Below are 15423 nucleotides of genomic sequence, written 5' to 3' on the forward strand. Positions count from 1 at the left end.
ACCCCGGACCACGGCGCTACGCCCCGGGCAACCGCACGGTGAAGGGGTCCCAGCCCCGCGGCTCGAGGCGGGCGCCGTCGAGCAGCAGCGTGGCGGCGCCGCCCGCGGGCGGCGGAACCGGCAGCGCGAGCGCCTCGCCGATGCGGTGGAAGCCGACGGGCAGCTCGATCTCCGGCGGGAAGGCCGCGAGCAGCCCGTGATCCTCGCCCCCGGTGAGCATGGCCGCCAGGGGCACCTCCGCGCCGTCCTGGCTCCCGAACGCCGTCTCGAGCAGCGCGCTCTCGAGGGCGATCGCGATGCCGCTCGCCCGCGCCATGCGCTCCGCGTCGATCGAGAGGGAATCTGACACGTCCATCATCGCCCGCGCTCCGGCCCGGGCGGCGGCGGTCCCGAGCGGGATCGGCGGCGCGGGCGCGAGCTGCGCCGCGAGCGCCTCGGGATGCCGTTCCCAGAGCGCGGGCACGCCGCGCGCATGGGCCGTGCCGTCGGGATCCGCGCTCTCGGCGAAGAGCAGGGACAAGCCGAGCCCCGCGAGGCCCAGTTCCCCCGCGTAGGCGATGACGTCGCCCGCGCGCGCGCCCGACCGCGTGACCGCGTCGCGGCCGCCGAGTTCCCCGAGCGCGGTCACGGCGGCCGACACCACCGGCGCCCGCCCGAGATCGCCGCCGACGACCCCGCACCCCGGGGCAAGCGCGCGGCACGCCGCGTCCAGCCCTTCGGCGATCTGCGCCAGGAACGACACCGGCGTCTCGTGCGGTACCGCGAGCGCGACCGTCAGCGCCGTGGGCCGCGCCCCCATCGCGGCGACGTCGGAGAGATTCGTGGCCGCCAGCTTCCACCCGAGCGCGAAACCGTCGTGCCAGGCGAGCCGGAAGTCCGGCCCCTCGATCATGGTGTCGCTCGTCACGACGAGCTCGCCGTCGACGGCGAGCACGGCGCAATCGTCGCCGGGACCGAGCGACGCGCGCTCCGCGGGGCCGAGCTCCGCGAGGACGCGGGCGAGCACGCCGCGCTCCCCAAGCTCGCCGACGCTGATCCCTGACGTCCCGTCCCGCTCCACGGCCTCCACGCTATCGGACGCCCAGGCGCGGGCCGGTAGGCTGACGGGGTGAAGTTCTCCGGCGTCCGCCTGCTCGCCTCGACCGTCGCGCTGCTCGGTGCGGCGAGCCTCCTCACGGCCTGCGCACCCGACGTGCCCATGGAGGCCGCGCCCGACGCGAACAATCCGGCGTGCGCCGATGTGATCGTGCGGCTCCCCGACACGGTCGCGGGCCAGGATCGGCGGTTCACGAACGCCCAGGCGACCGGCGCCTGGGGCGACGACGCGGCGGTGCAGCTCAGCTGCGGCATCGAGGCGGGGGGGCCGACGACGGATGAGTGCGTGAACGTCAACGGCGTCGACTGGGTGATCGACGACTCCGCGAAGCCGATCTACCGCTTCGAGGCCTACGGCCGCTCCCCCGGGCTCGTCGTGTTCGTCGACTCCGCGCAGGTGAGCGGCACCGAGGTCGCCGTCGACCTCAGCGCGGTGGTCCAGGAGCTCCCGCAGGAGCGCCGGTGCACGAGTCTCGCCGACACCTGGGACGTCCCCGAGAACGCCGAGGGCTGAGCGGATTCACCGGAGCTCGTACGCGTCGAGATCGCTCGGGATGCTGAACGCGCCGCTGAAGCTCGGCGCATCGCGCGCCATGACCTGATCGGTGATGATCGGCACGAGGTGGTGCAGGGCGAGCCGGGGGACCCCGGCCTGCTCCGCGAGATCGATCGCTTCCCTCGGGGAGGTGTGCGCCGAGTAGTGATGGTCCCGAGTCGCCCGGGCCGACGCGTCGTTCCGGCCGGCGAACTCCGACTCCACCCAGTCGAAGTCGATCGCCTCGTGCAGCAGGAGCCCCGCCCCCGAGGCGAGCCGCGCGATGTTGTCGGTGCGCCCCGTATCCCCGGAGATCACGACGGATCCGGCCTCGGTGTCGAATCGGTACCCGAAGGCCGGCGCCATCGGCGCGTGCTTGACGAGCGTCGCCGTGACGCGCACCGCGTCGTCCTCGTAGACCGGAAAGGGCTCCATGTCCGGCGTGGGGCGATCGTTGGGGTGGAAGCCGACGTCCTCGGGGATCCGGATGTCCCGAGCGCTGAACCAGTCGAGCGGCGTGGGCCTGAGGGAGTCGTAGAGCCGATCGTTGATGTCCGTGGCGTACGCCCGCATGAGGTGCGCGAACATCCGCGCCGTTCCCGGCGTCGGTTCCTCGGGGAACACGGGCCCCAGTCGCTCCGACGCCCGCGGGCTCGGTCGAGGCAGGCACCCGCGGTCGCCCGGGCCGATGATCTGGACGGTGTGGGTCGGATCCGTCGGCATGCGCATGATCCCGAAGAGGGCGAGGCTCCCGAGATCCACGACGTGGTCCGAGTGCAGATGCGTGAGGAAGATCGCCCGCACATCCGCCATCGCGAGTCCCGCCTCGATGATCTGCCGACCGACCCCGGTCCCCGCGTCGACGATGTAGCTGCGGTCGCCGACGACCACGGCCGTTGCGATTCCGGTGCGCCGCTTCTCGCCCCGCCACCACACCGGGCCGCCCGCCGTCCCCAGGGTGATCACTCGCGGTACGCCGGCGCTCATGCGCGCACCGCTCCGACGTTCTGCGTGACCGGACGCTTGGCACGCTGGATCAGGTCGAAGACCTCGGCGCGGAGCTGCCCGAAGCGCGGCAGCTGCTTCGTGGAGACCTGGTCGCGCTCGCCGGGGAGATCGACGTCGATGTCGCGCTCGACCTTCGCGGGCGCTCCCGAGAGCACCACGACCCGATCGCCCATGTACACCGCCTCGTCGATGTCGTGCGTCACGAAGAGCACGGTCATACCGAGTCGCCGGCTCATCTCGAGAACCAGGTCCTCGAGCTCGATGCGGGTCTGCGCGTCCACCGCCGCGAACGGTTCGTCCATGATGAGCACGTCCGGCTCGTACGCGAGACCGCGGGCGATCGCCGCGCGCTGCTGCATTCCGCCGGACATCTCCCAGGGATAGAGATGCCCCTTCCCGTCGAGCCCGACGTTCGCGAGCGCGGAGCGGATCCGCTCCGCGCGCTCGGCCGCGGGGAAGCGCTGCTTGCGCAGCGGGAGTTCGACGTTCTTCTCGATCGTCTTCCAGGGCAGGAGACTCCGCGAGTAGTCCTGGAAGACGACGGAGAGCTTCGCCGGCGGCTCGGTGACCTCCTCCCCCTCGAACAGGGTGCGCCCCCGGGTCGGCGCGATCAGGCCGGCGATGCACTTGAGGAGCGTCGTCTTCCCCGAACCCGAAGGGCCGACGACGCAGACGAACTCGCCGGGGCGCACGGCGAAGGTGACGCCGTCGAGGATGCGTGCGACTCCCGCGGCGCCGTCGTAGCTCTTGCCGAGCTCCTGGACGTCCAGAATGGGCGTCCCGTCTGTCTGTTGCGTATCCATGGTTCCCGCGTTCCTTTCCGTTCCTGTCGTGCGCGGCATCGCGCTATCCGTTTTTCTGCGTCGCGTTCATGCGGATCTGCCATCGGAGCACGCGTCGCTCGATCCGCACGAAGAGCAGCGTGACGAGGTAGCCGAGCAGCCCGAGCAGAATGGTTCCGACCCAGGTCTGCGTCACCTGGAACATCTGCTGCGATTCGAGGACGAAGTATCCGAGTCCCCGCGTCGCTCCGACCATCTCGCTCACCACGATGAGAATGATCGAGAGCTGGAGGCTGATGCGATAGCCCGCGAAGATCTGGGGTCCCGCCTGCGGCAGCATCACCTGCGAGATGCGCTGCCACCGCGAGAGCCGGTACGAACGGCTCATGTCGCGCAGCTGCAGATCGACGCTGCGGACGCCGTCGATGGTGTTGAGCAGCGTCGGCCAGAGCGCACCGAGGACGATCAGCGAGATGTTCATGCTCGCGCCGATCCCGAAGACCCCGAGCACGATGGGGATGAGGGCCGGCGAGGGCAGCGAGCGGAAGAACGCCAGGATCGGGGCGACCAGAGCGCAGGCGACCGATGACATCCCGAGCATCACCCCGAGCAGGGTTCCGAGCAGTGCGGAGACGCCGAAGCCGATCGCGAAGTTCTGCAGGCTCGGGAGCAGATCGGTGCGCCACTTCGTCCCGAGGATCCAGTCCTCGACGAGCGCGTGCAGGATCTCCTGGAGCGGCGGGAAGTAGAGCGACGTGCTGTTCGCCGTCGCGATCCACCAGGCTGCGAACAGCAGGAGCGGCAGCCAGGCGCGCAGCGCGAACAGCCGCCATCCCGTGATCGGCCTCCGTCTGGAGCTCATGCGGTCTGCCTTTCTCGCTGGGAGGGATGCCAGAACAGCAGCGGGGCCGACAGCGCGGCGACGGCGCCGCTGAACGCGAGCCCGAGGATGCCCGAGAAGACGAGCAGTGCGAACGCCTGATCGATGACCCCGTTGAGCTGCGCCTCGGCGAGCATCGAGCCGAGGCCGCGGATCCCGACGATGTACTCCGTCACCACCGCGATCACGAGCGCGATCGTGACGGAGATCCTGAGCCCGGTCAGCGCGAACGGCATGACGCTCGGCACCGAGACCGCGGTGACGCGCTGCCAGAGGCTGAAGCGGTAGGACTTCGCCGTGTCGAGCACGAGGCCGGAGACCTCGTTGAATCCGTAGACCAGCTGCGTGAGCATGGGCCACAGCGCGCCGAAGATGATGAGGAAGATCCGCACGCCGTCGGTCGGACCGGCGATGAGAATAGCCAGCGGGATGAGCGCGACGCCCGGGATCGGCTTCAGGAACTCGATGACGAACCAGCTGGATTCGTCCACGAACCGGCTCGCGTGGATCGCCATCGCGAGCGGCACCGCGATCACCACGATGAGCACGGTGCCCAGGAGGGTCGCCCAGGCCGTCTGACCGGCGTAGGACCAGAACTCGCCCGTGACCGCCAGCCGGACGAGCGCCGTCGCGACGTCCGTCGGAGCCGGGATCGCCCGCGCCGGAAGGATCCCGGTCGCGCTCAGCAGCTGCCACAGCCCGATCAGCCCCAGCAGTCCCGTGGCGCCGAGGATCGCCTCCGCACCGCGAGACAGCGGTCTCCCCGCGCGCGGCAGGGATCTCGTTCGACTCATGCTCTCACTCCATTGTTCGAGGATCAGGGGCGCCGCCCCGCGCCGCCGCACTATCGCGGCCCGGCGCTCCGGGCCTCGCCGGTTATATGATTCGCGTATGGATCATCGACGGCTCCAGTACTTCCACGCCGTCGCGCGCGCCGGTTCGTTCTCCCGCGCCGCGGCGGAACTGCGCATGACCCAGCCGCCGTTGAGCGCCGCGATCGCCCAGTTGGAGACGGATCTCGAGGCTCGACTCCTCGTCCGCTCGTCGCGCGGCGTCACCGTGACCCCCGCGGGCGAGGAGGTCCTGCGCTACGCCGAACGGCTGACGACCCAGGAGCACGAGCTGCGCCGACGCATCGCCGCGATCCAGAGCGGACGGCTCGGCTCGCTGGAGATCAGCTGCAATCCGATCCTCGCGGGGACGCTCGTGCCCAGACTCATCCGCGCGCTCACGGCCGCGGAGGCGTCCCTCGACATCGCCTTGCACGAGGCGTATCCGCGCGTCGTGCTGGAGGCCGTGCAGAAGGGGGAGGTCGACGTCGGGCTGGTCGCGACCTCCGCCTCCGAGGACCTGCGGCTGCTCTACGGGGACGAGCTGAAGGTCCACCGTCTCGCCGCCCAGGAGATGATCGCCCTCCTGCCCCCGGAGTACGCTCATCTGCCCGACCCCGTCTCGCTGCGCGACATCGCCCGATTCGAGTTCGCCTCGCCGGCGAACTCGATGCGGCACGGTATCCGCTTCGGCCTGCTCGACGCCTTCGAGTTCGCGAAGCTCCCGCGTCCGCGCGTCAGGGAGGTCCCGAGCATGCAGGAGGCGATCCCGCTCATCACCGCGGGACTCGCGGCCGGCATCATGCCCGAGGCGATCCGCGGCCTCGTGCACCCCGACCGCGTGACGATGCGGCACATCGTCGACGGGCCCGAGCCCTTCGAGATCTCCCTCGTCTTCCGCCGTGACCGCGTCCACCTCCCGGCCATCGCGCGGTTCCGGGAGACGGCCTTCGCCGAGATCGGGGACGCGGGCTGAGCCCCCGCTCCCGGCGCCGACGGTCGGCCTCACGGCTGCCACACCGCGGCGGCGCCGTCGAACGGGCCAGGGATGATCCCCGCGTCGATCATGGCGTCCGCCATGTCCTGCATCTCCTCGCCCGTCATCTCCCCGACGAACGCCGGGAGCACGAGCCGCTCGGCGGCCTCCGGGTCCATGTCCGTCTGCTCGACGAGTCCCTCGATGACGAGCTCCGGCCGTTCGGATGCCACCGCATTCGCCTCGATCATGGCGGCGCGGAGGCGCTCGGCGACATCGGCGTGCTCCGCGAGATAGGACTCCGACGAGATGATCGTGACATACGGAGCCTCGGCCGCGAGCACCTCGTTGCCCGGATCGCGGTACAGGGACACGAGCGGGCGGTTCCCCTCGGCGAGGGCGCTCGCCGTGAAGGGTTCGGCGAGCACGGCGGCGTCGAGCTGACCGTTCTCGAGGGCCAGCAGCTGCTCGTTCATGGGCATGGAGACCCATTCGATCGCCTCGGGATCTCCCCCGGCCCGCACGTACGAGGCGAGGGCCGCGGCGTAGGGACCCGACCCGACCTGATTCGTTCCGACCTTCTTCCCGGCGAGGTCGGTGATGTCCGTGAGCGGACTGTCCGCGGGGACGACCAGCTGATTGCCCTCGGCCTCCGGGTCCTCCACCGTCGCGCTCGTCCCGACGACCGCCCGAAGCGGCATGCCCTCGCTGATGGCGACGATCACGGGGCTGGTCGCCGCGATCGCGAACTGGAACTGACCGTTGAGCAGCGACGGCGCCGCGGCAGCGAAGTTCTGCACGGGCTCCATCTCGACCTCGAGCCCGTGCTCCTCGAAGATCCCCTCGGACTGCGCCACCCAGATCGGCACCGTGCTCGTCGTGACGACCCCGGCGATCTTCACGGGGGTCAGCCCGTCCCCCGCCGCCGCATCCGCGGTCGTCGCACCGCCGGAGCCGCTGCAGCCGCTCAGCGCGAGCGCTGCGGCGGCGATCAGGGCGATTCCTGTACACCTTCTCATCTCGACCTCCCCGCACGGGACCGCGGGATCGTCCTTGATCCCGTCTGCGCTCGCCGTGCTGCGATCATGTTCCCACAGCGATAGCTATAGGAGAACGTCAAGAATGGGTATCGCCTCTATACGCAGAAGATATACCTCGGAGTGCACCGCACCCCCGGCGTCGCCCCAGCCCGCCCCTCAGTACGCGGGGCGCTTCGCGATCGCGAGCTCCACGAGCTCGGTGATGAGCGCGGTGTAGCCGAGCCCGCTCTCCTCCCACAGCCGCGGGTACATGGAGATCGGGGTGAAGCCCGGCAGCGTGTTGATCTCGTTGAGCACGGGGCCGGTGTCCGTGAGGAAGAAGTCGATGCGGGCGAGCCCGGCGCACTGCGCGACCTCGAAGGCGCGCACCGCCGCTTCCCGGATCGCCGCGAACTCGGCGTCCGTCACGCGCGCCGGCAGCGCCAGCTCGACGCCGGCGGCGCCGAGGTACTTCGCCTCGAAGTCGTAGAACTCGCGCCCCGTGAAGACGATCTCACCGATCACGGCGCTCGTGCGCGGACGCTCGGCCCCGCGCCCCTCGAGCACCGCGATCTCGACTTCGCGGCCCGCGACCCCCGATTCGATGAGCACCGTGCGGTCCTCGGCGAATGCGGTCTCGAGCGCGGCGGGCAGCTCCGCGGCATCGGTGACGCGGCTCACGCCGACCGAGGAGCCGGCGCGGGCGGGCTTCACGAAGAGCGGGTAGTTCAGCCCCTCGTCGAGCCGCTCGACCAGGAAGGGATCGTGCTCGAGCTGCGCGCGCGTCACGGTGCGCCACGGCGCGACGGCGATGCCCGCGTCGGCGAGCATCGTCTTCACGGCGTGCTTGTCCATGCAGAGCGCGGAGCCGAGTACGCCGCTGCCGGCGTAGGGCAGGTCGACGAGATCGAGCATGCCCTGCACGGTGCCGTCCTCGCCGTAGGGGCCGTGCAGCATCGGCAGCACCGCGTCGACGCGGCCGAGGGAGTGCAGCGCGCCGTGCTGGTCGATGAGGGTGAGCGCGCGCGTCGCGGTCGAGGCGGGCCACAGCACGCGGGTGCCGTTGTCGCGCACCTCGGGCAGCGCGCCGGCCTCGAGCGCGTAGCCGGCGAGATCCTCCTCCTGCAGCAGCACCGTGGCCCCCTGCTTCGTGATGCCGACGAGGATCACGTCGAAGCGCGTGCGGTCGATGGCGCGCAGCACGCCGGCGGCGGTGACGCAGCTGATCCCGTGCTCGCTCGATCGTCCGCCGAAGAGGATGACGACCGTGCGCGTCGCACCCGCCTCCGCCGCGGGCGCCGGGGCGGTGCTGTCTGCAGGATTCATGCGCGGTTCCCCTTCATCAGGTCCAGGAAGCGCCGCCAGCGGCCCGGCTGCGCGGCGCCGAGCGTGAGCTCGGGCTGCGGGACGGCGTCCTCGGTCGCGAGGTGCGGTCCCAGATTCTTCGGCGCCATGGTGCCGGCCAGCACCATCTGCACCTGCTCGACGATGGGCATCACGATCTCCCGCTCGCGCGCGAGCTCGAGCACCGGATGGACGGAGGTGATCCCCTCCGCGACCTGCTGCATCTGCTCCCGGGTCTCCTCCTGCGTGTACCCCTGGCCGATGAGCCGGCCGGCGGTGTTGTTGCGGGAGAGCGGCGACTGGCAGGTCGCGATGAGATCGCCGAGCCCGGCGAGGCCGGACATGGTGGTGGGGTCGGCGCCCGAGGCGACGGCGAACTCCGTCATCTCCGCGAGGCCGCGGGTGATGATGGCGGCCTTCGTGTTCTCGCCGTACCCGACGCCGTCGACGATGCCGATCGCGAGGGCGATGAGGTTCTTGAGCACGCCGCCGAGCTCCGTGCCCACGACGTCGGTGTTGACGTAGCTGCGGAAGTACGGCGCGGACGCCGCGGTCGCCACCTCCTGCGCGACGGCGAGCTCGGCGCAGGAGGCGACGGCGCCCGTCGGCTGCTCCTTCGCGATCTCGAGGGCGAGGTTCGGCCCGGAGACGACCGCGATGCGCTCGGGGCCGACGTCGAGCGTGTCGGCGATCACCTCCGACATGCGCATGGTGGTCGACTTCTCGACGCCCTTGACGAGGCTGACGAGCACGCTCCGATGATCGAGGAACGGCTCGAGGTCGATGAGGTTCTGGCGCAGCGTCTGGCTGGGCACCGCGAGGAAGACGAGGCGCGCGCCGCGTACGGCCGCGGCGAGATCGCTCGTCGCCTGCAGCCCCTTCGGGAGATTGATGCCGGGCAGGTACTGGCTGTTGCGCTTGGCGACCTGGATCTCGCTCGCGATCTCGGGGCGCCGCGCCCACACGGTCACGTCGCAGCCCGCGTCGCTGAGCACCTTCGCGAAGGTCGTGCCCCAGCTCCCCGAGCCGATGACGGCGACCTTCCGCCCGCGATTGCGCCCCCGCCCGTCCGGGCTCGTCCGGGCGTTCAAAAGCGGCCCGTCTCGCTCTGCTGGTGCTTGCTCGGATCCCATCGCTCCGCCGGGGGCTGCTCGTCGCGGAGCTCCGCGAGCAGCGCCGTGATCGCGTCCATGAGCATCGTCGTCGCCGCGGCGACGGTCTTCTGGTCGAGGGGACGACCTGCGAAGCCCGAGAGATCGAGGGGCTCCCCGACGGCGACGCGGATGGTCTTGCGCGGGAACGGATGGATCTTCTTCTCGTAGCGCGGCATGAGCTCCTGCGTGCCCCAGTGCGCCACGGGGATGAGCGGGATGCCCGACTCGAGCGCCAGCCGCACGGCCCCGCTCTTGCCGCGCATCGGCCACAGTCCCGGATCGCGGGTGAGCGTGCCCTCGGGGTAGACGATGACGCCGGACTCGCGCTCGATGAGCTGATTCGCCGCGCCCATCGGGTTGCCGCTCGGCACGCCTCGGCGCGCCGCGCCCTCGCGTTCGACGGGGATCTGCCCGGAGGCGCGCAGCAACCAGCCGAGCACGGGGACGCGGAAGAGGCTCGCCTTCGCCATGAAGCGCGGGAGCCGGCCGAGATGCCACACGGCCGCCCCCATCGCAATGGGGTCGATCTCGCTGTAGTGGTTGGGCGCGAGGATGAACGGCCCGCTCCGCGGCAGCCGGGATCCCGGCGTGAACCGGTAGCGGACCATGAGGGACCACAGCGGCAGGATGATCGCCGCGAGCACCCAGAACACGGAGGGACGCCGCTGCTCGGCCGAGGGACGGCCCCGGAACTTCACCGTGTCAGTCATGCTTCGATTATCCCGGATCGGAGCCTCCCGAAGCTGCATGCGGCTCGGGAGGCGACGATCCGGGCGTGTCAGCTCTCGTAGACGAAGTCGGCGCCGAGCAGGCGCAGCTTCTCGATGAAGTTCTCGTAGCCGCGGGAGATGATCCCGAGGTTCGTGACCTTCGACTGGCCCTCGGCCGTCAGCGCCGCAATGAGGTGGCTGAACCCGCCGCGCAGATCCGGCACCTCGATGTCGGCGCCCGTGAGCGGCATGGGGCCCGTGATGACCGCGGCCTGCTCGAACTCGCGCCGCTTCACGCGTCGACCGGGATCGGCGAGACCGTCCTTGTAGACGACGATGTCGGCGCCCATCTGGTTCAGCGCATCGGTGAAGCCGAAGCGGTTCTCGTAGACCGTCTCGTGGATCGTCGAGACGCCCTCGGCCTGCGTGAGGGCGACTACGAGCGGCTGCTGCCAGTCGGTCATGAACCCGGGGTGCACGTCGGTCTCGATGGTGACGGGCTTGAGCGCGCCGCCGGGGTGCCAGAAGCGGATCCCGTCGTCGTGCACGTCGAAGTCGCCGCCGACCTTGCGGAAGATGTTCAGGAAGGTCATCATCTCCTCCTGCTTCACCCCGCCCACGAAGACGTCGCCCTTGGTCGCGAGGGCGGCGGCGGCCCAGCTCGCGGCCTCGTTGCGGTCGAAGATCGCGCGGTGGTCGTAACCGCGGAGCTCCTCGACGCCCTCGATGAAGATGACGCGGTTGGGCTCCATGGAGATGATCGCGCCCATCTTCTGCAGGATGCAGATGAGGTCGACGATCTCCGGCTCGATGGCCGCATTGCGCAGCTCGGTCTGCCCCTCGGCCAGCACCGCCGTCAGCAGCACCTGCTCGGTGGCCCCCACCGAGGGATAGGGCAGCTCGATGTTCGCGCCCTTGAGCCCGTCGGGCGCCGTCAGGCTGATCCCGCTCGGCAGCTTCTCCACGACCGCGCCGAACTTGCGGAGCGCATCGAGGTGGAAGTCGATCGGCCGGTCGCCGATGCGGCAGCCTCCGAGGTCGGGGATGAACGCCTCGCCGAGGCGGTGCAGCAGCGGCCCGCAGAACAGGATCGGGATCCGGGAGGATCCCGCGTGCGCGTCGATGTCCGCCTTGTGCGCGGTCTCGACGTTGGTCGGATCGAGGCGCCATTCGCCGGGATCCTCGCCGCGCGTGATGAGGACGCCGTGCAGGGCGAGGAGCCCCGCGACGACGCGCACGTCCGAGATGTTCGGCACGTTGCGGAGCACGCTCGGGCTCGTGCCGAGCAGCGAGGCCACCATCGCCTTGGTGGCGAGGTTCTTCGCGCCGCGGACCTCGATCCGGCCGCGCAGCGGCCGGCCGCCGTTGATGATGATCTCGTCGGAGGTCAGGCCGACGCGCGCGCCCGCCTTCTGCGCGTCCTTCTTCAGGCCCTCGGCGATGCGCTCCTGATCGGCGCCGCTCTCGTCGATCACCGCGGTCGCGGCGCCGCTCTCGGGTGCTTGCTTGTCGTTCACGCGGCCTCCACGGGGGTTGTCGTCGGCATCCAGTTCGGGCGACGCGCCTCGAATGCCGAGATCGCCGCCTCCTCGCGGAGGGTCAACGAGATGTCGTCGAGCCCCTCCATCAGACGCCATCGGGTGTAGTCGTCCACCTGGAACGGTACCGTCAGGTCGCCGACGGAAACCGTGCGCGCTTCCAGGCTGACCGTGAGCTCGACGCCGGGATCGGCGTCCATGGCCGCCCACAGCCGCTCGACGTCGGCCTCCTCGACCTGTGCGGCGAGCAGGCCCTGCTTGCCGGAGTTGCCGCGGAAGATATCGGCGAAGCGCGGTGAGATCACGACCTTGAAGCCGTAATCGCGCAGCGCCCACACGGCGTGCTCGCGGGACGATCCGGTGCCGAAGTCCGCGCCTGCGACGAGGATGCTCGCGCCGCGGTACTGCGGCTGATTGAGCACGAAGCCGTCATCCTGACGCCAGTGGTAGAAGAGCGCGTCGTCGAAGCCGGTCTTGGTGACCCGCTTCAGGAAGACCGCGGGGATGATCTGATCGGTGTCGACGTTCGAGCGCCGCAGCGGGGCGGCGACGCCGCTCATCGTGATGAACTTCTCCATGGCTCAGGCCTCCACCTTCTCCGACACGGGCATGATCGGGATCCGGCGGCGGGCCGGCCGAGCCGCCCCCTCGGGAGCGTCGTGGGTGATCCCCCGCGCCGCATCCTCCTGCAGATCCCACGGGCTCGAGAGCGTGCCGCGGATCGCGGTCGCCGCCGCCACGAGCGGGGACACGAGGTGCGTGCGCCCGCCCTTGCCCTGGCGGCCCTCGAAGTTGCGGTTCGAGGTGGAGGCGCAGCGCTCCCCCGGCGCCAACTGGTCGGGGTTCATGCCGAGGCACATCGAGCAGCCCGCGAAGCGCCACTCGCCGCCGAACTCCTCGACGATGCGGTCGATGCCCTCGGCCTCGGCCTCGGCGCGCACCCGCGCCGAGCCCGGCACGACCATCAGGCGCACGCCCTCGGCCTTCTGCTTGCCCTTGATGAGCTCGGCGAAGGTCCGCAGGTCGTCGAGGCGGCTGTTCGTGCAGGAACCCATGAACACGGCGTCGACCGGGATCTCCTTCATCGGCGTGCCCGCCGTGAGATCCATGTACTCGAGCGCGCGCTCCGCGGCGGCGCGGGCGTTCGGATCGGCGATCTCGGCGGGATCCGGCACGGTGTCGCTCAGCAGGACGCCCTGCCCGGGGTTCGTCCCCCAGGTGACGAAGGGCTCGAGCTCGCCCGCGTCGATGAAGACCTCGGCGTCGAAGACCGCGCCCGCATCGGTGGGGAGGGTCTTCCAGTACTCCACCGCCGCATCCCAGTCGGCGCCCTGCGGCGCGTGCGGGCGGTCCTTGACGTACGCGAAGGTGGTCTCGTCGGGGGCGACCATGCCGGCGCGCGCGCCGGCCTCGATCGACATGTTGCAGATGGTCATGCGGCCGTCCATCGACAGCGAGCGGATCGCGGAGCCGCGGTACTCGAGCACGTAGCCCTGTCCGCCGCCCGTGCCGATCTTCGCGATGACGGCGAGGATGATGTCCTTCGCGGTCACGCCGGGACGCAGCTCGCCCTCCACGGTGATGGCCATCGTCTTGAACGGCTTGAGCGGCAGCGTCTGGGTCGCCATGACGTGCTCGACCTCGCTCGTGCCGATGCCGAAGGCCAGCGCCCCGAAGGCGCCGTGGGTGGAGGTGTGGCTGTCGCCGCATACGACGGTGATGCCGGGCATCGTGAGCCCCAGCTGCGGCCCGACGACGTGCACGATCCCCTGCTCGCGGTCGCCGAGCGGGTGGGCGCGGACGCCGAACTCCTCGACGTTCCTGCGCAGCGTCTCGATCTGCAGGCGGCTCGTGGGATCCTCGATCTCCCGAGTGATGTTCAGCGTCGGGGTGTTGTGATCCTCGGTCGCGATCATCAGATCGACCCGGCGCAGCGGCCGGTCGGCGGCCCGCAGGCCGTCGAAGGCCTGGGGGCTCGTCACCTCGTGGATGAGGTGCAGGTCGATGTAGATGAGGTCGGGGTCGCCCGCCTCGCCCTTGACGACGACGTGGTCGTCCCACAGCTTCTCGGCCAGGGTGCGGGGCCGCTGCGCCTCGACCGTGTTCTGCTCGCTCATGTGCGTATCTCTTCCCGGTTCCGCGACCGCCGGCACGGAAGGCTCCGGAAGCGGTCGCTGTGTTGCTCAACACCGCGCGGCGCGGAACTATTTCACGCAGCCGCCGCGGTGGTTTCGGCCATGCGAGGACTCCGCGACGGGCGGCCGATGGATTAGACCCCGTCGCGGCCGCGAAGAAGCAGGCACCGCGAACGCATGGCGTCGAGTCTACCACCGCGCGCGGGGCATTCCCCGCACCCCGGCCGCGCGGCGCGGGACGGGGCGCGGGGACGCCTCCGGATCAGGCCTCGTCGTGGGGCTCCGCGGCCCCGAGATGCAGCCGCTCGCCGTGCGCCTTCGCCTCGCGGTTCGCCTTGACGAGGCTCGCGATCGTGGCGATCGCCATCGCCGCGACGATGAAGCCCAGCGAGGTCCAGGTGGAGATCTCGGGCACGGGCACGTGCTCGCCGCCGTTGATGAAGGGCAGTTCGTTCTCGTGCAGGGCGTGCAGGATGAGCTTGACGCCGATGAACGCGAGGATCGCGGCGATCCCGTACTTCAGGTACTCGAGGCGCTCGAGGAGGCCGCCGAGGAGGAAGTAGAGCTGACGGAGGCCCATGAGGGCGAAGACGTTCGCGGTGAAGACGATGAAGGGGCTCTGCGTGATGCCGAAGATGGCGGGGATGGAGTCGAGGGCGAAGAGCAGATCCGTCGTGCCGAGCGAGACGAGCACGAGCAGGAACGGGGTCCACATGCGGGTGCCGTCCACCGTCGTGCGGAGCTTGCCGCCGTCGTAGCGGTCGGTGATCGGCACGACCTTCTTCACCTGGCGGATGATCCAGCTCTCCCCGCCGTGATCCTCGCCGCCGGGCTTGATCTGCTGCCAGGCGGTCCAGATGAGCCAGGCGCCGAAGACGAAGAAGATCGCGATGAAGCGCTCGATGATCGCGGCGCCGACGAGGATGAAGAGCCCGCGGAAGACGAGCGCGAGCACGATCCCGATCATGAGAGCGCGCTGCTGGTACGCGGACGGGACCTTGAAGCTCGCGAGGATCAGCACGAACACGAAGAGATTGTCGATCGACAGGCTGTACTCCGTGAGCCAGCCGGCGAGGAACTCCGTGCCGTGCTGCACGTCGCCCAGCAGGAAGATCGCGCCCGCGAAGACGAGCGCGAGCAGCACGTAGAAGCCGACCCAGAGGCTCGCCTCGCGCATGGACGGCGCGTGCGGGCGGCGGATGATGAGCAGCAGGTCGATGACGAGGATCGCGACGAGCACGACCATCGATCCGATCTCGAACCAGAGGGGCAGGACTGAGGTCACCGGGGTTCCTTCACAGCATTCGGAGGCGCAGCGGGTGCGCCGGACTCCGAAGGTCTCTCCCCGGCGGTCCGTCTCGGACGGATCGTCGCACCCGTACCGGCGGTGCTGCGGAGCACCGCGTACTGACGACAC

At 70.4% G+C, this 15423-nt stretch carries 15 protein-coding genes; 2 read left to right on the forward strand and 13 right to left on the reverse strand.

Going from position 1 to position 15423, the window contains the following annotated elements; genetic code table 11:
* Positions 1 to 16: 16 nt before the first annotated feature.
* Positions 17 to 1060: a thiamine-phosphate kinase gene (gene thiL, locus MUN78_RS08230; protein WP_244729921.1), complete on the reverse strand. Its 1044-nt coding sequence runs from the start codon at positions 1058 to 1060 to the stop codon at positions 17 to 19.
* Between the two features lie 48 nt (positions 1061 to 1108).
* On the opposite strand from thiL, the gene MUN78_RS08235 reads away from it, so the two are divergent.
* Positions 1109 to 1609 carry a DUF3515 family protein gene (locus MUN78_RS08235; protein ID WP_244693951.1) on the forward strand — a complete coding sequence of 167 codons (501 nt, stop codon included), beginning with the start codon at positions 1109 to 1111 and terminating at the stop codon, positions 1607 to 1609.
* A 6-nt stretch (positions 1610 to 1615) separates the two neighbouring features.
* Here MUN78_RS08235 and MUN78_RS08240 read toward each other — a convergent pair whose 3' ends face one another.
* Genes MUN78_RS08240 through MUN78_RS08255 form a run of 4 tightly spaced genes read right to left on the reverse strand, consistent with a single transcriptional unit; the run spans position 1616 to position 5094 of the window.
* The gene (locus MUN78_RS08240) at positions 1616 to 2617 is read right to left on the reverse strand and encodes an MBL fold metallo-hydrolase (protein ID WP_244729922.1); all 1002 of its coding nucleotides are present in this window, start codon (positions 2615 to 2617) and stop codon (positions 1616 to 1618) included.
* Complete coding sequence (locus MUN78_RS08245; protein WP_244729923.1) at positions 2614 to 3441, reverse strand: ABC transporter ATP-binding protein; 828 nt, start codon at positions 3439 to 3441, stop codon at positions 2614 to 2616. The genes MUN78_RS08240 and MUN78_RS08245 overlap by 4 nt, the downstream gene beginning before the upstream one ends.
* A gap of 43 nt (positions 3442 to 3484) precedes the next feature.
* Positions 3485 to 4282, reverse strand: a complete 798-nt coding sequence (locus tag MUN78_RS08250) for an ABC transporter permease (RefSeq protein ID WP_244729924.1) — start codon at positions 4280 to 4282, stop codon at positions 3485 to 3487.
* Positions 4279 to 5094 (reverse strand): ABC transporter permease, encoded by an 816-nt coding sequence (locus MUN78_RS08255; protein ID WP_244729926.1) that lies wholly within the window; start codon positions 5092 to 5094, stop codon positions 4279 to 4281. Before MUN78_RS08255 ends, MUN78_RS08250 begins: the two co-directional genes overlap by 4 nt.
* A 97-nt stretch (positions 5095 to 5191) precedes the next feature.
* Here MUN78_RS08255 and MUN78_RS08260 point away from each other — a divergent pair, with 97 nt between their 5' ends.
* The gene (locus MUN78_RS08260; protein WP_244729928.1) at positions 5192 to 6106 is read left to right on the forward strand and encodes a LysR family transcriptional regulator; all 915 of its coding nucleotides are present in this window, start codon (positions 5192 to 5194) and stop codon (positions 6104 to 6106) included.
* A 29-nt stretch (positions 6107 to 6135) separates the two neighbouring features.
* Here the strand turns inward: MUN78_RS08260 and MUN78_RS08265 are convergent, their stop codons facing one another.
* From MUN78_RS08265 to MUN78_RS08300, 8 genes are all read right to left on the reverse strand, one after another.
* A complete protein-coding gene (locus tag MUN78_RS08265; protein ID WP_244729930.1) occupies positions 6136 to 7125 on the reverse strand; it encodes an ABC transporter substrate-binding protein in 990 nt (329 codons plus the stop codon).
* A 177-nt stretch (positions 7126 to 7302) separates the two neighbouring features.
* Positions 7303 to 8451, reverse strand: a complete 1149-nt coding sequence (locus MUN78_RS08270) for a D-alanine--D-alanine ligase family protein (protein ID WP_244729931.1) — start codon at positions 8449 to 8451, stop codon at positions 7303 to 7305.
* Complete coding sequence (locus MUN78_RS08275; protein ID WP_244729933.1) at positions 8448 to 9560, reverse strand: NAD(P)H-dependent glycerol-3-phosphate dehydrogenase; 1113 nt, start codon at positions 9558 to 9560, stop codon at positions 8448 to 8450. Before MUN78_RS08275 ends, MUN78_RS08270 begins: the two co-directional genes overlap by 4 nt.
* Entirely contained in the window at positions 9557 to 10333 is a 777-nt protein-coding gene (locus tag MUN78_RS08280; RefSeq protein WP_244729935.1) for a lysophospholipid acyltransferase family protein, read from the reverse strand. Before MUN78_RS08280 ends, MUN78_RS08275 begins: the two co-directional genes overlap by 4 nt.
* Before the next feature lie 68 nt (positions 10334 to 10401).
* Entirely contained in the window at positions 10402 to 11763 is a 1362-nt protein-coding gene (gene murA, locus MUN78_RS08285) for a UDP-N-acetylglucosamine 1-carboxyvinyltransferase (protein ID WP_429951884.1), read from the reverse strand.
* Positions 11764 to 11846: 83 nt separating this feature from the next.
* Positions 11847 to 12449, reverse strand: a complete 603-nt coding sequence (gene leuD, locus MUN78_RS08290) for a 3-isopropylmalate dehydratase small subunit (protein ID WP_244729937.1) — start codon at positions 12447 to 12449, stop codon at positions 11847 to 11849.
* A 3-nt stretch (positions 12450 to 12452) separates the two neighbouring features.
* A complete protein-coding gene (gene leuC / locus MUN78_RS08295) occupies positions 12453 to 13988 on the reverse strand; it encodes a 3-isopropylmalate dehydratase large subunit (RefSeq protein WP_244729939.1) in 1536 nt (511 codons plus the stop codon).
* Positions 13989 to 14268: 280 nt separating this feature from the next.
* Positions 14269 to 15291: a TerC/Alx family metal homeostasis membrane protein gene (locus MUN78_RS08300; RefSeq protein WP_244729942.1), complete on the reverse strand. Its 1023-nt coding sequence runs from the start codon at positions 15289 to 15291 to the stop codon at positions 14269 to 14271.
* Between the last annotated feature and the right edge of the window lie 132 nt (positions 15292 to 15423).

Origin of the sequence: Leucobacter allii (assembly GCF_022919155.1) — a bacterium.
In the GTDB taxonomy this organism is placed as follows: domain Bacteria; phylum Actinomycetota; class Actinomycetes; order Actinomycetales; family Microbacteriaceae; genus Leucobacter; species Leucobacter allii.

Coding starts and splice junctions, on each gene's coding strand:
- MUN78_RS08240 (WP_244729922.1), bottom strand. CDS start 2,617: ATGAGCGCCGGCGTACCGCGAGTGATCACCCTGGGGACGGCGGGCGGC.
- MUN78_RS08245 (WP_244729923.1), bottom strand. CDS start 3,441: ATGGATACGCAACAGACAGACGGGACGCCCATTCTGGACGTCCAGGAG.
- MUN78_RS08250 (WP_244729924.1), bottom strand. CDS start 4,282: ATGAGCTCCAGACGGAGGCCGATCACGGGATGGCGGCTGTTCGCGCTG.
- MUN78_RS08255 (WP_244729926.1), bottom strand. CDS start 5,094: ATGAGTCGAACGAGATCCCTGCCGCGCGCGGGGAGACCGCTGTCTCGC.
- MUN78_RS08260 (WP_244729928.1), top strand. CDS start 5,192: ATGGATCATCGACGGCTCCAGTACTTCCACGCCGTCGCGCGCGCCGGT.
- MUN78_RS08265 (WP_244729930.1), bottom strand. CDS start 7,125: ATGAGAAGGTGTACAGGAATCGCCCTGATCGCCGCCGCAGCGCTCGCG.
- MUN78_RS08270 (WP_244729931.1), bottom strand. CDS start 8,451: ATGAATCCTGCAGACAGCACCGCCCCGGCGCCCGCGGCGGAGGCGGGT.
- MUN78_RS08280 (WP_244729935.1), bottom strand. CDS start 10,333: ATGACTGACACGGTGAAGTTCCGGGGCCGTCCCTCGGCCGAGCAGCGG.
- leuD (WP_244729937.1), bottom strand. CDS start 12,449: ATGGAGAAGTTCATCACGATGAGCGGCGTCGCCGCCCCGCTGCGGCGC.
- leuC (WP_244729939.1), bottom strand. CDS start 13,988: ATGAGCGAGCAGAACACGGTCGAGGCGCAGCGGCCCCGCACCCTGGCC.